Source organism: Euryhalocaulis sp. (assembly GCF_013911995.1).
Classification (GTDB): Bacteria; Pseudomonadota; Alphaproteobacteria; order Caulobacterales; family Maricaulaceae; genus Euryhalocaulis; species Euryhalocaulis caribicus.
This window is the reverse complement of sequence record NZ_JACESD010000018.1, coordinates 1-16,255: the sequence shown is the minus strand read 5'-3', so window position 1 is coordinate 16,255 and position 16,255 is coordinate 1. Positions and strand designations below refer to the sequence as shown.

Below are 16,255 nucleotides of genomic sequence, written 5' to 3'. Positions count from 1 at the left end.
TCTCTACAGCCGGATTCCGGCTTCAGCCGCCAGACGGTCCAGCGGAACTTCCGGCCGGGCGCCGTAATGGCTGATCACTTCAGCCGCGGCGATGGAGCCGAGCGTTCCGCAATCGGCCAGATCCAGCCCGCGCGCATAGCCGGCCAGGAATCCGGCGGCGTAAAGGTCGCCCGCGCCGGTCGCGTCCACCAGCTTCTCGATGGGCCGGGCCTTCACGTGATGGGTCTCCTCGCCGGAGACGATCATCGAGCCCTTCTCCGACCGCGTCAGCGCAACAAGCTTGCAGTCCTTCCGCGCCATTTCCGCGGCGCTGTCGAAATCGGTCTCGTAGAGCGCGGCGATCTCCGCCTCGTTCGCGAACAGGATATCGACATGGTTCTTCACCAGGTGAAGGAAGGAGGCCCGGTGGCGCTCCACGCAGAACGTGTCGGACAGCGTCAGCGCAACATTGCGGTTGGCCGCTTCCGCGGCTTCGGCGGCGCGCACGAAGGCGTGCTTGGCGGCGTCCTTGTCGAACAGATAGCCTTCCATGAAGACGATCTTGGAATCCTTGATCAGCGCGGAATCCACGTCGACCTCTGAAAACTCGACGGACGCGCCCAGGAACGTGCTCATCGAACGCTCGCCGTCCGGCGTCACCGCGATCAGGCAGCGCGCCGTGGACGGCCCGCCCGAGAGCGGCCGCGTCTCGTAATGCACGCCCAGCTTGCGCAGGCCGTCGCCGAAGGACTCGCCCAGACCGTCATCGGCCGTCTTGCCGATATAGGCCGCGTCCAGCCCGAGGGAGGCGATCCCGGCGATGGTGTTGGCGGCGGAGCCGCCGGATTGTTCGGTCTTTTCGCCGAACGCGTCATACAGCTCTTCGGCGCGGTCCTGTTCGATCAGGGTCATGCCGGCCTTGGCGATATCGTGCTTGGCCAGAAAGGCGTCCTCGACCGGGGACAGGACGTCGACAATAGCGTTGCCGACGCCAATCACGTCGAAACGGGGGGTGCTCATGGGAGCAAACTCCAGAAAGATTGCGAATTCAGAAAGTGCGAATAATCGCGCCGAACAAGCCATCCTGCGCGGCCAATTGCAAGGCGGGCTTGGCGCGGCTTGCATATTCCGGTAGCGACCGGACCCATGAAACGCATCGCCTACCTGCTCTCCGCCGACGTCGCCCCGGGCCGTGAGAACCGCCGCGAGGACGCCTGGGAAGTCGAATCCGAACTTTCGGCCCTCAGCCAGTCCGCCCGCCGCGCGGGCCTGACCCTGTTCCCCGAAGTCTGGGACGAGCCGACGGACTGGGCGTCCTATGACGCCGCCGTGGTGCGCGCCGTCTGGGATTACACGAAAAAACCCGAAACCTTCCTGCCTAAAATGGAAGGTATCGCGAAAGAAACCCGGCTTCTCAACCCGGTCGATACGCTGCGCCGGAACATGCAGAAAACCTATCTGATGGATCTGGCGAACAAGGGCGTTCCCTGCCTGCCGACCGTGCGCGCGGACAGCGCGGACGCCGCCAGCATAAACGCCGCTTTCGAGGATCTGGATACAGACGAAGTGGTCGTCAAACCGGTGGTCGGCGCCTGTTCATGGCGTCAGGCGCGCATCAAACAGGGCGAAAGCCTGCCCGGCGCCGATGACCTGCCGCCGGATCAATGCCTGATCCAGCCCTATATGAGCGCGGTCGCCGAAGAGGGCGAAGTCACGCTGATTTTCTATAATGGCCAGCTCAGCCACGGCCTGCTGAAGCGCCCCAAAGACGGCGATTACCGCACCCAGAGCCTGTTCGGCGCCACCGAAGTCTCGCTGCGTCCCAATTTCTCGCAGATCGAGGCCGCGCAGAACGCGCTGGAGGCATGGGGCGAGGAACTCCTCTATGCGCGCGTTGACCTGGTGCGCGGTCCGGGCGGTCAGTGGTTGGTGATGGAGCTGGAGCTGATCGAGCCCTATCTCTATCTGCCCTTCGCCGAAGACGGCGCGGACGCCGCTGCGGACCGCTTCACCAAAGCGCTGGAAGCGCGGCTGCTCTAGATCGCACGGCGCGCCGGGCGTAGAATTCTCCGTCCCATTTCCGGCTGCAGGGAAACGCCATGAAGCGCCTGATTGTCTGCCTGTTCCTCGGTCTCGCCGCTTGCGCTACCGCGCCGGAAACCGGCGCGGACGCCGCGATCACGCTCGAAGAAACCCCGTGTTTCGGCTTCTGCCCGGTCTACACGATGACCCTGCACAGCGACGGCGCCTATGTGCTTGAAGGCGGGCGCAACACCCGCCAGACCGGCCTGCATCGCGGCCAGCTTTCGCCGGAGGCCTATGCCCGCGCGGCCGCGGCGCTGGAAGAAGCCGGATTCGACGCCCGCGACCCGGACATCACCATGGGCAATCCCGCCGCCTGCCGGAATCCCCATACGGACGCGCAGACGGCCAACATCACCTGGTCTAAACGGGCCGGGAAAAAGCGCGTCACCTATTATCAGGGCTGCAACGCCCCGAAGATGCGCAAGGCGCTGGAGGAACTGCGCGCGGCTTTCGATTACGACACTCTGATCGCCAAGCCGCGCGAATAGGGGTCTATTTCTCCGGCTTCGGCGTCTTGTCTCTGTAAAGACAGATATCGGCCACATGGCAGCGCCAGCATTCGGGCTTGCGCGCCTTGCAGACATAACGGCCATGCAGGATCAGCCAGTGATGCGCGCCGTGGAGATACTTCTCCGGCGTGATCTTCATCAGCTTTTCCTCGACCTTGTCGACGGTCTTTCCCGGGGCCAGCCCGGTGCGGTTGGAGACGCGGAAGACATGGGTGTCCACCGCGATCGTGCCTTCGCCGAACGCCTCGGCCAGCACTACATTGGCGGTTTTCCGCCCCACGCCCGGCAGGGCTTCCAGCGCCGCGCGCGTCTGCGGCACCGCCCCGTCATGTTCCTCGACCAGCAGTTTCGACAGGGCGACCACGTTCTTCGCCTTGTTCCGGTAGAGGCCGATCGTCTTGATCTTCTCCTCAACCTGTTCCGGCGTCAGCTTCGCCATCTCTTCCGGCGTGCCGGCCAGCGCGAACAGGCCGGGCGTGGCCTTGTTCACGCCCACATCGGTGGCCTGCGCGGACAGCACCACCGCCACCAGAAGGGTGAACGGATCGCTATAGACCAGCTCCGTCTTCGGCTCGGGCAGGGCCTCGCCCAGCTTCTCGTAAAGCTCGGCCGCCTCGTCCTGCGTCAATCTGCGTCTTTGTCCCATGACGAAAGCCGATAGCCCGCCTATATGCCTCTCTGCAATGGCTGCACGGATGGAAACCCTGCCCGCGGCGCCGGGCCTGCCCTCCCGCCTCACGGGGCGGACCTATATGGACGCCACCCTCGCGCCCAACCGCTCCCTGCCCAATATCGGTTTCGTGGCGCTGATGGGCACGCTGGTCGCGGCCAGTTTTTTCGCCGGGATCGCTTTCGTGTCCATGGGCGCCTGGCCGGTCATCGGGTTTTTCGGGCTGGACGTGCTGCTGGTCTGGGGCGCGTTTCGTCTCTCCTACCGGCAGGGAAGATTGCGGGAACTGGTGCAGGTCACCGCGGAGGGCGCGCAATTCGCCCGCATTGCGCCCAACGGATATGCCCGCCACTGGCGCGTGGCGCCCCAGCTCGCCCGGGTGCAGGTGGACAGGCCGATGAAGCATGAAGGTCAGGTCTGCGTCACGATCTCGGGCAAGACGCTGGTCCTTGGCGCCTTTCTTTCCCCCGAGGAACGCGAGGCCTTTGGCGACGCGCTGGGCCGCGCCTTTGCGGACGCCCGGGCGGAACGCGCCTGAAACGGCGCAAGGTTCGGGTCGCCGCGCATCATTGGCGCCCGTAACTTCATCCGCGACGGCCCTTCCCGCCCTACCGGGACGGGCGCTACAAGCAAGATGATAAAGCCATGACCACGACCACCATGACGCAACCCTCCGCCGCCAACGATCTGGATCAGGCCCGCCGCGACTATGAGCGCGTGACCACGGCGCTGAAATATCTTGAGGAAAACTGGCGCGACCGGCCCTCTTTCGAGGACGCGGCGCGTCAGGCCGGGGTCAGCCCGCATCATTTCCACCGCACCTTCGCCCGCTGGACCGGCACCAGTCCCAAGCGGTTTTCAGACGCGCTGACCCACGCCTTCTCCCGCTCCCTGCTCGCGGACGGCGCCTCCATTCTGGAGGCGGCTCTGGAGTCGGGGCTCTCCGGCCCCTCGCGGCTGCATGATCTCTATATCGCGCAGGAGGCCGTGACGCCGGGCGACGCGAAGCGCCGGGGTCAGGGCCTGACATTCCGTCTCGGCCGCGCCGACACTCCGTTCGGGATCGGCGTTTTCCTGATCGCGCCGCGCGGACTTTCCGCGCTGGCCTTTGCCGATAAGGGCGCGGAGGAAGCGGCGGAAACGGACCTGACATTCCGTTACCCCGCCGCCGAATTTGTACGCGATGACGCCGCCGCCGCAGAATACGCCGCACGCATTTTTGCCGGCGAGCGCACCCCGCTCGCCCTCTATGGCTCGGATTTCCAGCGTCAGGTCTGGCGCGCGCTTCTGGCTATCCCGCCGGGCAAGGCGGTGGCCTATGGCGACATCGCCGCGGCCATCGGCAAGCCCTCGGCGGCGCGGGCGGTCGGCGCGGCGGTGGGGCGCAACCCGGTCTCCTGGCTGATTCCGTGTCACCGCGCCCTCTCGTCAGACGCCCGCCTGACCGGCTATCACTGGGGCGTCGACCGCAAGCGGGCCATGCTGGCCTTCGAAAGCTTCAGGGAGCTTCACGCCGCGTGATATCCTATTTCCTTCCGGCCTTTTTCGTTCTTTTCGCGATTTTCGTGCTGGGCCTGACTGTCGTGACCTGGTTCATGCGGCGCGGCGCCCTGCGCGACGCGGACGAGGTCTATGACAAAAGATGCGAGGATTCCCCCGCCTCACTGCGCGGGCTGGACCGGGACGGATTCCGCGCCGCCTTCATGCGCGCGCACGGCCCGCGCGGGCAGATCTTCATGGCGGCGGGCCTTGCCGGGGTTCTGGTGCTAACCCCCGCCGTCATGGCGCTTCTGGACGCGATCTGGCGCTTTTTCTGGCTGCGCGCGGAAACCCCGGCTTTCTACGCGCCGGGGGTTCTGATGTGGCAGTTCTACATGTTCTTCGGGATGATCGGCCTGTGGGCGGTCATCGTCGCGCTCGCCGCGCGCTTCTACCACCGCAAGCCCCGCGGCTCGATTGACGAGGAAATCATCCGCGAGGCCGCTGACCGCAAGACCCGGGACGCTTGAGGATGGGCTTTCTGCACACCATGGTCCGTATCCGCGACGTGGACGAGTCGCTGCGCTTCTATTGCGAGGGCCTCGGCCTGAAAGAGGTGCGGCGCTCGGACAGCGAGGCCGGGCGCTTCACCCTGATCTTCCTTGCCCATCCGGACGATATCGCGGCCTCGGGCCTGAAGGGCGACGAATATCCGCTGCCCGAAGGTCTGCCGATGATCGAGATGACCCATAACTGGGATCCGGAAGACTATGAGGGCGGACGCAATTTCGGCCACGTCGCCTATCGCGTGGCGGATGTCTACGCCCTCTGCGACCATCTTCAGTCCATGGGCTACGCGATCAACCGGCCGCCGCGCGACGGCTATATGGCCTTTGTCCGCTCGCCGGACGGCATATCGGTCGAACTGCTCCAGCGCGGCGAAAAACTGCCGCCGAAAGAGCCCTGGTCCTCGATGGAAAATACCGGAAGCTGGTAACGCGGCGAGCCCTAATCGGTATCGAACCGAGTCGCGCCGTCCTCGGGCAATTCGTAATAATCGCCCTGTGACTCCAGGAAGATGTGCTCGCCGGTTTTTAACCCCGTGGGCCGTTCCAGCGCGCCGGCCGCGATGGCGATGCGATCCTTGTGTTCATCCAGCCCATCCGCATGCCAGAACAGTGACGACCCGCAGACCCCGCAGAAGCCGCGCCGTGCGAAGTCGGACGCCCGGTACCATCGAAGCGAATCCTCGGCGTCCAGTATCTCGAGATCATCCAGCGCGGAATTCACGCTTGCCCAATAGTGTCCGGACCATTGTCGGCACTGGCCGCAATGGCAGGCGCTGACATCCTTCAGCGGCCCCGCGACGTCGAACTTCACCGCGCCGCACAGGCACTGACCCCGGTGCATCTCGCTCATTGTTTCAATCCCAACACATCCTGCATATCGTAAAGCCCGGGTTTCTGTCCGGCCGCCCAAAGCGCCGCTTTCAGCGCGCCTTCGGCGAAAATGGACCGGTCCAGGGCGGTATGACCCAGTAATACCCGCTCGGTCTCAGACGTGAATGTGATTTCATGTTCACCAACTATGCCACCCGCGCGGCTGACCTGGAAGCCGATCTTGCCTTCCTTGCGCGGGCCTGTCTGACCATAGCGCGCATATTCAGCCAGCGCGTCCAGGCTGGCGTTCCGGCCGCGGGCCGCCGCCCGGCCCAGCATCAGCGCGGTGCCGGAGGGCGCATCGGCCTTGCGGCGATGATGGGTCTCCGAAATCTCGATGTCCCAGTCCTCGCCCAGCGCCTTCGCCGCAGTCTCCGCCAGCGCCGTCAGCAGGTTCACGCCCAGAGAAAAATTCCCGGCCGCCACGATGGCCCGGTCCTGCGCGGCGGCTTCCATCGTCTTGCTCTGCTCGCGGTCATACCCGGTCGTACCGGTGATGAAGGCGCAACCTTCCGGCAGGACGCCCAGCATCTTGATCGCCGCGTCCGGCGCGGAGAAATCGATTACCGCCTGCGCGTCTGTGAACGCCGATTCATCGCTGACCGTGGCGATGCCCAGCCGGTCCAGCCCGCCGATCCGGCCCAGATCCTCGCCTTCGCTTTCCGATCCCGGGCGCACGGACCCGCCGATCAGCGTTATATTCTTCATGGCATGGGCGGCGCGGATGACTTCCCGGCCCATGCGCCCGCCTGCGCCATTGATTGCGATCTTCAAGCTCATGGCGCGGACTGTAATCGTCTGACCCGCCGCTGCCTAGCGGGCCATCTCCATCACGATGCGTTCGGCCATCGCAGACCCGAACCACGGGACAATCGGGATCAGGATATAGAGGAAAAAGCGCGTGGTGACCGGCGCGGAAACCGGCCAGTCCGGCGATGCCCGGACGGCCTGTTCATAGGCCGCGAGCCCGCCCAGGCGCTGCGCCGCGCCCGCATCGCCGTCCAGCGCCCCGCTTCGCGCCTCCCGCATTGCCGCGTGCAGCCGGTCCAGCTCGGTCTCCTTGGCCTTGCGGATTTCCCCTCGCACCGCTGTCAGCGGCCCGATCAGAGAGGACAGCGCACCGCCAATTGCGACGACCGCAGTCAGTACGGCCCCGATGCTGCCCACGCCGTGTACGAAGAACAGCATGATAATCGCCGCCATCAGAAACCAGGTCAGCGCCCCGCGCAGCGCCAGCCGCCCGAACACGAAACTCCGCTCGGGGCGCAGCGTATCGTGGCGATAGCCCTCCCGCGCGGCGCGGCGCATCACCCCGTCGGACAGTTGTGAACTGACAAAGGCGCGGAACAGCAGGCCAATGGAAAGCGGAATAAAGATCGTGAACCATATCCGGGACGCGGTCAGCAGCGCGGCCAGATCCTCGCCGTCCGCCTCCAGCATCACCCAGGCCAGGCCCAATCCGGCCACAACGCCGGCCCAGAACGCCGCCGTCTCGCTCCAGTGCGCCGTATCGGCGTCCTCCATGACCCGGTCCAGCGCCTCGCCTTCGCCCAGCGCCTCGATCAGGGCGGCGTGCTCCTCGTGCGGGGCCAGCCGGCCGTAATAGAGAAGCGCCGTCCCCGCCGAAATCACCAGCGAAAGCACAAGGCCCGACCACGCCGGAACGCTCAACAGATAGGGAGAGCCCGCGTCCAGAATGGAAAGCCCGTCCGCCACCAGCGTTGCGGTGATAAACAGGCCATAGATCACCGCCACCATCACGGCGAAACCCCGCGCCGGGCCCATCCGCATCGTCTCGAACAGCCATGTCTCGGCGGGCCGCCGCACCCGCTTCGCCTTGTCTTTGCTCATCGTTTCACGCCTCGTCGCCGCGCCCGGCCATTGCCCGTTCGGCGGGCAGGATCACGCGTTGATAGGTTACCGCAATCGCCATCAGAACCGCCCCCAGACCAAGGAAGGACAGGCCCCGCCACATGCCTTGCAGCCCGGCCATGTCCAGCAGGAACACCTTGAACGTTACCAGCGTGAACACGCCCAGCGCCGCATAGCGCAAGACCGGCGTCCGGCGGATCACGCCCGCCGCCATGGCCAGCGCCGCGCCGGCCAGCCACACGGCGGAATAGGCCCACCCTTCCGCATCGCTGACGGCGCCGGAGGAAAGGTCGGGCGCATGGAAGGCGCGCCGGGTCTCAAGGGTTATCCAGGCAAAGAATAATACCGTCGTCAGGAAGGCGGCCGGATTGCCCGCCGCAAATCCCCGCCGCCGCCAGACCACGGTCAGGGCCGCCGCAAGAACGGCCGGAAGGCCATAACCGATCGCCAGCGCGTTGAAGACAGGCGGACCGAAAATCTCCGTCCCGTTGCCGCCCATCCACGGATTGAGCAGGAGAAGCCGCACCAGAAGCACATGGATCACCGCCAGGCTGACCAGCCCCCCTTCCGCCGCGCGTTGCACCAGCGTCAGATCGCCCTTGATCCGCAGCCGCAGCGCCAGCGGAACAGCCAGCCACAAACCGGACTGTATCCCGGCTTCAACCAGCGAATAACCGGCGGTCATGGATCCGCCGTTCAGCACAAGCCTGATGACAATCGCCCCGGTCACCACGGCCAGCGTCATCACCGCGCCTTCCAGCGTCCGCACGACCGCGCTCTCGCGCGCCATGCCGCCGCCTCGCAGAAGCCGCGCCGCGCCCTCCAGCGCCCCCAGCGCCGCCACATAGGACAGAACCAGCCCGCCCGCGGCGATCCACCCGCCGCCCCAATTGACCAGATAGTCTCCCCCGACAGTCAGCTGCAGCACCGTCAGCAGGGTCATGACAATGATCGTCCAGATCAGGGCCGGCATGGCCCAGCGCCGCCACAGCCACGCCGCCGCCGCCGCTTCCGCCGCAATGGCGGCCGCCAGCCACGCATCGCTGAGAACCAGCGCCAGCCCGGCCAGCGCCGCCGCCGATGCGCCAAGGGCATAGGCCGCCGGCGCGGCGGGCCGCTCTTCCGCCTCGTCCCGTCTGACAAAGATTTCCGTTATGGCGCACTCCACCGCCGCTACGGCGAACAGCAGCACGCTCCACATCCAGACGGGCGCCAGCCCGTCCAGCTTCACCGCCATCAGGATCAGGACGCCCACCGGCGCCGCGGCGGCGGCAATCGCCATTGGCCCCGCGCGGCGCAGCCGCGAAAGCGCCAGGTACCCGCCCGCGCCGAACAGCGCCATGAAGAAAATTGCCGCGGTCAGGAACGGGGTGAAGCTTCGTTGCCCGCCATCGGTTGACTCGCTCAGGGCCTCGCCCTCGGCAATGCTCGCCGCCGCCATCCAGTCCGGCCACATGTAAAGCGCGGTTCCCGCGGTCAGGACCGTGATCAGGGGGAACAGGGCAAATCCCTCCCGCCGCCAGGCCGCGCCCATTCCCGCCGTACAGATGACGCCAAGCGCGGCAATCGCCGGGGCGGCGAAATCCCATGAAAGGATCAGCATCAGGCTCAACAGACAGGCCGCGATCAGACAGGCATGGGCCGCCAGCACCGAAACCGGGGATATGTCCACCCACACCCCCGTCAGGTCCGGATCTTCGACAGCCTCGCCTCCATCGCCCTCCCGCCACGCAAAGGCGATCGCCGTCAGGACCAAAGCCGGCAGGTAAATCGCCAGCGCCAGCGCCTGAGAAGGGTCGAACGCGCCCGCCAGCCACAGAAGCGGCCATCCCGCGCCGCCGGCCAGGGACAGCCAGACTGTCCAGCGCCATCGCGCATAACGCGCCACCGCCAGGCTTCCCGCGGTCACCACGAAGACATAGAGGAACAGACCCGCCGCGTTGGGGGACTCCGCGCCGATCAGCAGCGGCGCGGCTAACCCGCCCGCAATGCCGAACCCGGCGATGACCGGCCCGTGCAGCCACGCCAGGAACAGCGCCAGCGCCGCGATGACCGCCAGCAGGCCGAACGCCACTGGCCCGGGGATCAGCGCAAACGCCGCATGGGCGGCATAGACATCGCCGTAAAGCGTGATCAGGCCCGCGCCCGCCAGCACCGGCGGGGCGAGGCTGCGCGCCGCGCCCGCAATATCGGGCTTGCGGCGCAGATATTCGCTGCCCGCCAGCATCGCCGCGCCGGCCGCCGCGGCCAGCGCAACGCGCGCCCACGGCCCCAGAAGCCCCTGATCAAAGGCGTATTTGGCAATGAACAGCCCGCCCAGCGCCAGCGCCGCCCCGGCCAGCCAGACCAGCCAGTTTCCCGCCAGGCTGGATTCAATTTTCGCAAAGAATGACGGTTCTTTGCCGGGTTGCGCGTCATCGCGCTTCGCGGCGCGCCCGGTTTCTGCGGCCCACTGTGCTCCTGCTCCGGCTTTGGCATCGGTGGGCTCGGGAGCTTTATCTTCCTGTGGCGCAGGGGCTTCGTCCCCGGCTCCGGCGGCCTCTCCCTTGGGTTGTCCGGCCGGCGGGAAAGGCTGCCGCGCCGGCTGGAATCCGGGCGGGCTGGCCGGCGTTTTCCGGTCGGAAGAAAGGCCCAGCTCCTTTTCGATGAGGGCAATCCGCCTCATGGCCGATAGCAGCATCACGAAGCCCGCCCACGCGATCGCGCAGGTCGCCACAAACAGCAAAACAAGAAATCCGACCAACCGCCCTGTCTCCCCTCAAAGCGTAACGCCTGTCTTGAGGGCAGAGCATATACGGACGGGGCGCGGGCGCGACCCCGCTCCGGAAATTTTTATAAAGGCCGGAAGGGTTTACGCGTCCGGGCGGCCGTCGGGGGAGGTCACGTCCTCGAAGAAGCGTTTCACCTTGCCCATGAAGCCGTGGCTTTCCGGGTGGCAGTCGCCGTCATTGCAGCTCACCTCGCGGAATTCCTCCAGCAGGGCGCGCTGCTCCGGGTTCAGGCGGCGCGGCGTTTCCACGAACAGCTCCACCATCATGTCGCCGCGCTGGGCGCTGCGCAGCTGGCTCATGCCCTCGCCGCGAAGACGCATCTGCTTGCCGGTCTGGGATCCTTCGGGGATTTTCACCCGCTTGCGGCCGCCATCAATGGTCGGGGCCTCGATCTCCCCGCCCAGCGCCGCGGTCGCCATGGGCACGCAGGCGCGGCAATAGAGATTCGGCCCGTCGCGTTCGAACAGATCATGCGGGCGCACGGACACGAACAGATAGAGATCGCCTTGCGGCCCGCCGCGCGCCCCGGCGTCGCCTTCGCCGGAAAGGCGGATGCGCGTGCCGTCTTCAACCCCGGCCGGAATATTCACCATCAGATGGCGTTTCTCGCGGACCAGCCCGATGCCGTCGCAATCGACGCACGGGTTTTTCACATAGCGGCCCTGCCCGCCGCAGGTGGGGCAGGCGCGCTCCATCGTGAAGAAGCCTTGCGTGGCGCGCACGCGTCCCGCGCCGGCGCAGGTCGGGCAGGTCTCGGGCTCGGTGCCCGCTTCCGCGCCGCTGCCGTTACAGCCGCCGCATTGCACGGCGGAGGCGACAGCGACTTGCGCTTCCTTGCCCTTGAAGGCGTCTTCCAGCGTAATTTCCACATCGGCGCGAATGTCCGCGCCCCGGGCCGGGCCGTTGCGCCCGGCATGTCCGCTCCGGCGTCCGCCGCGGCCGAAAATGTCTGCTCCGAAAACCTGTTCGAAAATATCGGCGAAATCGGCCGCCCCGGCCTGTCCGCCGCCGCCAAACCCGCCATTTCCGTTCACGCCGTCATGGCCGAACCGGTCATAGGCGGCGCGCTTCTGCGGATCTGACAGGACCGCATAAGCCTCGTTCACTTCCTTGAACTTGGTCTCGGCGTCCGGACAACCGCCATTCTGGTCGGGATGAAATTTCATCGCCAGCTTGCGGTAGGATGATTTCAGGACCGCCGCATCGGCGCCCCGGTCACAGCCCAGAATTTCGTAATAGTCGCGGCGTGCGCTCATAGCCCGCGCCCTTCCTTTTTCCCCCGGTGAAACGCCCGCCCCGGGGTCGATCCGGGGCGGGCGGTCAGGTCCATGCTCAGCGCGTTTTACGCGCTTTTCTTGTCGTCGTTCTCGTCGACTTCCTCGAACTCGGCGTCCACGACATCCTCGTCGCCGCCGGCCTCGCTGGAAGCCTGTTCGCCCCCGCCTTCGGCGTCAGCGCCTTGCGCGCCGTCGCCATACACGGCCTCGCCGATCTTCATGGAAGCCTGCGCCAAGGTCTGCATCTTGGCCTGAATGGCCTCCAGATCGTCGCCCTCGGCGGCGGTCTTCAGCTCGCCCACGGCGGATTCGACGGCCGATTTCGTCTCGGCCGGCACTTTGTCGCCGTGCTCTTCCAGCTGTTTCTCGCTCTGATGGATCAGCGACTCGGACTGGTTCTTGGCTTCCACCAGCTCGCGGCGCTTCTTGTCTTCCTCGGCGTGCGATTCCGCATCGCTCACCATGTTCTCGATCTCGTCGTCGGAAAGACCGCCAGAGGCCTGGATGCGGATCTGCTGCTCCTTGCCGGTGGCCTTGTCTTTCGCGGAGACGTTGACGATGCCGTTGGCGTCGATGTCGAACGTGACCTCGATCTGCGGAACCCCGCGCGGGGCGCCCGGAATGCCGACCAGATCGAACTGGCCCAGAACCTTGTTGTCGGCCGCCATCTCGCGCTCACCCTGGAAGACGCGGATCGTTACCGCGGTCTGGTTGTCCTCGGCGGTGGAGAAGGTCTGCGACTTCTTGGTCGGGATCGTGGTGTTGCGGTCGATCAGGCGCGTGAACACCCCGCCCAGCGTCTCGATGCCGAGCGACAGCGGCGTCACGTCCAGCAGCAGCACGTCTTTCACGTCGCCCTGCAGAACGCCGGCCTGGATGGCCGCGCCCATGGCGACAACCTCGTCCGGGTTCACGCCCTTGTGCGGATCCATGCCGAAGAAGTTCTTCACCGTCTCCTGCACTTTGGGCATGCGGGTCATGCCGCCGACCAGCACAACATCGTCGATGTCGTTCTGCTTGATGCCGGCGTCTTTCAGCGCCGATTCCATCGGACCGATCGTGCGCTTGATCAGGTCCTCTACCAGGCTCTCCAGCTTGGAGCGCGACAGCTTGATGTTCAGGTGTTTCGGGCCGGAGGAATCGGCCGTGATGAAGGGCAGGTTCACCTCATAGGAGGAGGCGGAGCTGAGCTCCTTCTTCGCCTTTTCGGATTCTTCCTTCAGGCGCTGCAGGGCCAGCTTGTCCTTGCGCAGGTCGATGCCCTGCTCTTTTTTGAACTCGTCGGCCAGGTAATCGACAATCCGCATGTCGAAATCTTCGCCGCCAAGGAAGGTGTCGCCGTTGGTGGCCTTCACCTCGAACACGCCGTCGCCGATTTCCAGCACGGAAATATCGAACGTGCCGCCGCCAAGGTCATAGACCGCGATGGTCTTGCCTTCGTTCTTGTCCAGGCCATAGGCCAGCGCGGCCGCTGTCGGCTCGTTGATGATGCGCAGCACTTCCAGACCGGCGATCTTGCCGGCGTCCTTGGTGGCCTGACGCTGGGAGTCGTCAAAATAGGCCGGGACGGTGATCACCGCCTTCTCGACGGTCTCGCCCAGATAGCTCTCGGCGGTTTCCTTCATCTTCTGCAGGATGAAGGCGGAGATTTCGGACGGGGAGTATTTCTTCTCGCGGCCCTGCACCCACGCATCGCCATTCTGCCCTTCGGTGATCTCGTAAGGAACAAGGTCCTTGTCCTTTTTCACCGTGGGGTCGCTCATCCGGCGGCCGATCAGGCGCTTGATGGCGTAATAGGTGTGGTCCGGGTTGGTGACGGCCTGCCGGCGGGCGGGCTGGCCGATCAGGCGTTCGCCGTCCTCGTTGAACGCGACCACGGACGGGGTCGTCCGCGCGCCTTCGGAATTTTCGAGAACCTTGGGCTTTCCGCCTTCCATGACAGCGACCACGGAATTGGTCGTGCCAAGGTCAATGCCAATCACTTTGCTCATGTGTCGTTTTCCTCTTCGCGGCCGGCCGCGCGCTTACGGAACAAACATACAGGCCCAACTTGGCGCCCTGTTCCAGCGAGCAACCTCCTTCACGTTCTTCGTGCGTCGACTTTAGCTCGTTTAATCATGACCTTGCTTCAAGGCCATGACCTTTCGGAAAGGCGATATGGGGAGAGTCTCTGCCCTTGCAAGGCGCCGGGCCGCAACGAAACGGGCCTGTCCGGGACTCCGCGGCGGGCCGGGCTTGAGGCGCCGCCCGCGCGCCGGTATCACTGCCCGTCCAAAGGGCCGCCAATGCGGCGCTGGAGGGGGAGCCGCGTAAGAGCCCATGCTGTTTCACGAGCCGGCGTTTCTGCTGGCCTTCCTCCCCGCCTGTCTGCTCGTCTTTCATGTATTGCGCCGCTACACGTTCGGCGGCGCCCTCATATCGCTGCTGGCCTTTTCCCTGCTTTTCTATGCGTGGTGGAAGCCGCCCTATCTGATCCTGCTGATTGTCTCGATCGCGCTCAATTACGGCGCGGCGCGCCTGATCATAAAGTCGGACGGCAAGGCGCGGCGAAACTGGCTGATACTGGGCGTTGCGTTCAATCTGGGACTGATCGGGGTTTTCAAATACCTGCCGCTGATCGGCGAGACGATGGGTTTCGTGGGCGGGGCGTTCAATATCGCCGCCGCCGGGCCGCCCTACAGCTTGCCCGAACTGATCCTGCCCATCGGCATTTCCTTCTACACGTTCCAGCAGATCGCCTTTCTGGCGGACGTCCATGCCGGAATCACCAAACTGCCGCCGCTGCGCCGCTATGGCCTGTTCGTCTCGTTCTTCCCGCAACTGATCGCCGGCCCCATCGTCCACCACGCGGAGATGATGCCCCAGCTCCGGCGGGAAAATTATTCCGTCGACCTGACCAAGGTGACGGAGGGGATGTTCTTCTTCGCCGCGGGCCTGTTCAAGAAGGTCGTGATCGCGGACGGCATCGCCATCTACGCCAACCGCTTCTTCACTCTGGATCTGGGCGAAACCGCGGTCAGCACGGCCGACGCATGGCTGGGCGCGCTGGCCTACTCGCTGCAGCTCTATTTCGATTTCTCGGGCTATTCGGACATGGCCATCGGCCTGGCCCTGATGTTCGGCGTGCGCCTGCCGATCAATTTCGCCTCGCCCTACAAGGCGGACTCGATCATCGATTTCTGGCGGCGCTGGCACATCACCCTGTCGCGCTTCCTGCGCGACTATCTCTATATCCCGCTGGGCGGGAACCGGCGCGGGCGGCCGCGGCGCTATATCAATCTGTTCATCACCATGCTGCTGGGCGGCTTGTGGCACGGCGCGGGCTGGACCTTCGTGTTCTGGGGCGGCCTGCACGGCGTGTTCCTCGCCCTCAATCACGGCTGGAACGCGCTCCTCAAAGGGCTGGGCCTGAAGGCGGTCACCGATAACGCCGCCGGATACTGGATCGGCCGGCTGGCGACCTTCGCGCTGGTGGTGATCGCCTGGGTGCCGTTCCGGGCCGAAAGCATCGCCTTCACCACTGCTGCCTGGCGCGCCATGTTCGGCCTTGCGGGCGAGGACTCGGGCAAGGCGCTCTATGCTTTTGACGGCGGCTGGCCCAAGCCGCTGGAATGGCTGGCCGCCCCGGTTGATTTCAACCTGCTGACCGTGCCGCCGGTATTATGGATATTTCTGGCGCTCGTCATTGCGTGGTTCGCGCCCAACACCCAGCAATTTGCCCGCTGGTGCGGCTATCGCAGCGACGGCGCGGGGCGCAACGGTCTCAGCCTCGCATCGCCCCTGCGCAGCGCGGTCTTTGTCTCGGCCTTCGCCCTGTTCGTGTTCGCCGCCGCCAGCCGGCTGATCAATGCGGGGGCCAAGATCGAATTCCTCTATTTCCAGTTCTAGGGACGGAAAACTTGACCTTCTGGCGTTTCCTTCTCTGTCTCCTGATCATCCCCGCCGCGGCGCTGGCGGTGGCGGCGCCGCGCTATGTCGCCGACCCTTATGGCGTGTTCAATCCGCCCGAAGGGGTGATCAGCGGCAACCGCCCGAACCTGCGCTTCATCAAGCATCTCAAGCTGTCGCAGTCCTGCCGCGCGGGCGAGGGCTATGTTCTCGGCACCTCGCGCGCCACCGGCTATGACGTCGAGACGCTGGAGGACATCTACGGCTTCCCCTTCTTCAACTACAC

Annotated in this window: 16 protein-coding genes; 8 read left to right on the top strand and 8 right to left on the bottom strand. The window is 65.5% G+C overall.

Annotated features, from left to right (window positions below):
* Window positions 1-3: 3 nt before the first annotated feature.
* Window positions 4-999, bottom strand: coding sequence for an adenosine kinase (locus tag H2040_RS06580; protein WP_022696837.1), 996 nt, complete (start codon window positions 997-999; stop codon window positions 4-6).
* Between the two features lie 126 nt (window positions 1,000-1,125).
* On the opposite strand from H2040_RS06580, the gene H2040_RS06575 reads away from it, so the two are divergent.
* Together H2040_RS06575 and H2040_RS06570 are read left to right on the top strand one after the other, a co-directional pair.
* Window positions 1,126-2,019 carry an ATP-grasp domain-containing protein gene (locus tag H2040_RS06575; protein ID WP_287156143.1) on the top strand — a complete coding sequence of 298 codons (894 nt, stop codon included), beginning with the start codon at window positions 1,126-1,128 and terminating at the stop codon, window positions 2,017-2,019.
* A gap of 59 nt (window positions 2,020-2,078) precedes the next feature.
* Entirely contained in the window at window positions 2,079-2,552 is a 474-nt protein-coding gene (locus H2040_RS06570) for a DUF6438 domain-containing protein (RefSeq protein ID WP_287156142.1), read from the top strand.
* A gap of 4 nt (window positions 2,553-2,556) precedes the next feature.
* Here H2040_RS06570 and nth read toward each other — a convergent pair whose 3' ends face one another.
* A complete protein-coding gene (gene nth / locus H2040_RS06565) occupies window positions 2,557-3,219 on the bottom strand; it encodes an endonuclease III (protein ID WP_287156140.1) in 663 nt (220 codons plus the stop codon).
* A 37-nt stretch (window positions 3,220-3,256) separates the two neighbouring features.
* On the opposite strand from nth, the gene H2040_RS06560 reads away from it, so the two are divergent.
* The 4 genes from H2040_RS06560 (at window position 3,257) to H2040_RS06545 (ending at window position 5,719) form a co-directional block, all read left to right on the top strand.
* Window positions 3,257-3,781, top strand: coding sequence for a DUF2244 domain-containing protein (locus H2040_RS06560; protein WP_287156137.1), 525 nt, complete (start codon window positions 3,257-3,259; stop codon window positions 3,779-3,781).
* A 107-nt stretch (window positions 3,782-3,888) separates the two neighbouring features.
* Window positions 3,889-4,764, top strand: coding sequence for a methylated-DNA--[protein]-cysteine S-methyltransferase (locus H2040_RS06555; RefSeq protein WP_287156135.1), 876 nt, complete (start codon window positions 3,889-3,891; stop codon window positions 4,762-4,764).
* Window positions 4,761-5,252 carry a hypothetical protein gene (locus H2040_RS06550; protein ID WP_022696831.1) on the top strand — a complete coding sequence of 164 codons (492 nt, stop codon included), beginning with the start codon at window positions 4,761-4,763 and terminating at the stop codon, window positions 5,250-5,252. The genes H2040_RS06555 and H2040_RS06550 overlap by 4 nt, the downstream gene beginning before the upstream one ends.
* A 2-nt stretch (window positions 5,253-5,254) precedes the next feature.
* Window positions 5,255-5,719 carry a VOC family protein gene (locus H2040_RS06545; RefSeq protein WP_287156134.1) on the top strand — a complete coding sequence of 155 codons (465 nt, stop codon included), beginning with the start codon at window positions 5,255-5,257 and terminating at the stop codon, window positions 5,717-5,719.
* A gap of 11 nt (window positions 5,720-5,730) precedes the next feature.
* Here the strand turns inward: H2040_RS06545 and H2040_RS06540 are convergent, their stop codons facing one another.
* The 6 genes from H2040_RS06540 to dnaK form a co-directional block, all read right to left on the bottom strand.
* Window positions 5,731-6,141, bottom strand: a complete 411-nt coding sequence (locus H2040_RS06540; protein ID WP_287156133.1) for a GFA family protein — start codon at window positions 6,139-6,141, stop codon at window positions 5,731-5,733.
* Entirely contained in the window at window positions 6,138-6,941 is an 804-nt protein-coding gene (gene dapB / locus H2040_RS06535) for a 4-hydroxy-tetrahydrodipicolinate reductase (RefSeq protein WP_022696828.1), read from the bottom strand. Before dapB ends, H2040_RS06540 begins: the two co-directional genes overlap by 4 nt.
* A 33-nt stretch (window positions 6,942-6,974) precedes the next feature.
* Window positions 6,975-8,012, bottom strand: a complete 1,038-nt coding sequence (locus H2040_RS06530) for a hypothetical protein (protein WP_287156127.1) — start codon at window positions 8,010-8,012, stop codon at window positions 6,975-6,977.
* A gap of 4 nt (window positions 8,013-8,016) precedes the next feature.
* Entirely contained in the window at window positions 8,017-10,776 is a 2,760-nt protein-coding gene (locus H2040_RS06525; RefSeq protein ID WP_287156126.1) for a DUF2339 domain-containing protein, read from the bottom strand.
* A gap of 108 nt (window positions 10,777-10,884) precedes the next feature.
* On the bottom strand, window positions 10,885-12,060 hold the full coding sequence (gene dnaJ / locus H2040_RS06520; protein WP_287156125.1) for a molecular chaperone DnaJ: 1,176 nt from the start codon (window positions 12,058-12,060) through the stop codon (window positions 10,885-10,887).
* Window positions 12,061-12,146: 86 nt separating this feature from the next.
* Window positions 12,147-14,072 (bottom strand): molecular chaperone DnaK, encoded by a 1,926-nt coding sequence (gene dnaK, locus H2040_RS06515; RefSeq protein ID WP_287156122.1) that lies wholly within the window; start codon window positions 14,070-14,072, stop codon window positions 12,147-12,149.
* A gap of 328 nt (window positions 14,073-14,400) precedes the next feature.
* Here dnaK and H2040_RS06510 point away from each other — a divergent pair, with 328 nt between their 5' ends.
* Complete coding sequence (locus H2040_RS06510; RefSeq protein WP_287156120.1) at window positions 14,401-15,969, top strand: MBOAT family O-acyltransferase; 1,569 nt, start codon at window positions 14,401-14,403, stop codon at window positions 15,967-15,969.
* An 11-nt stretch (window positions 15,970-15,980) separates the two neighbouring features.
* The coding region (locus H2040_RS06505) for a hypothetical protein (protein ID WP_287156118.1) at window positions 15,981-16,255 on the top strand (275 nt) is incomplete at its 3' end.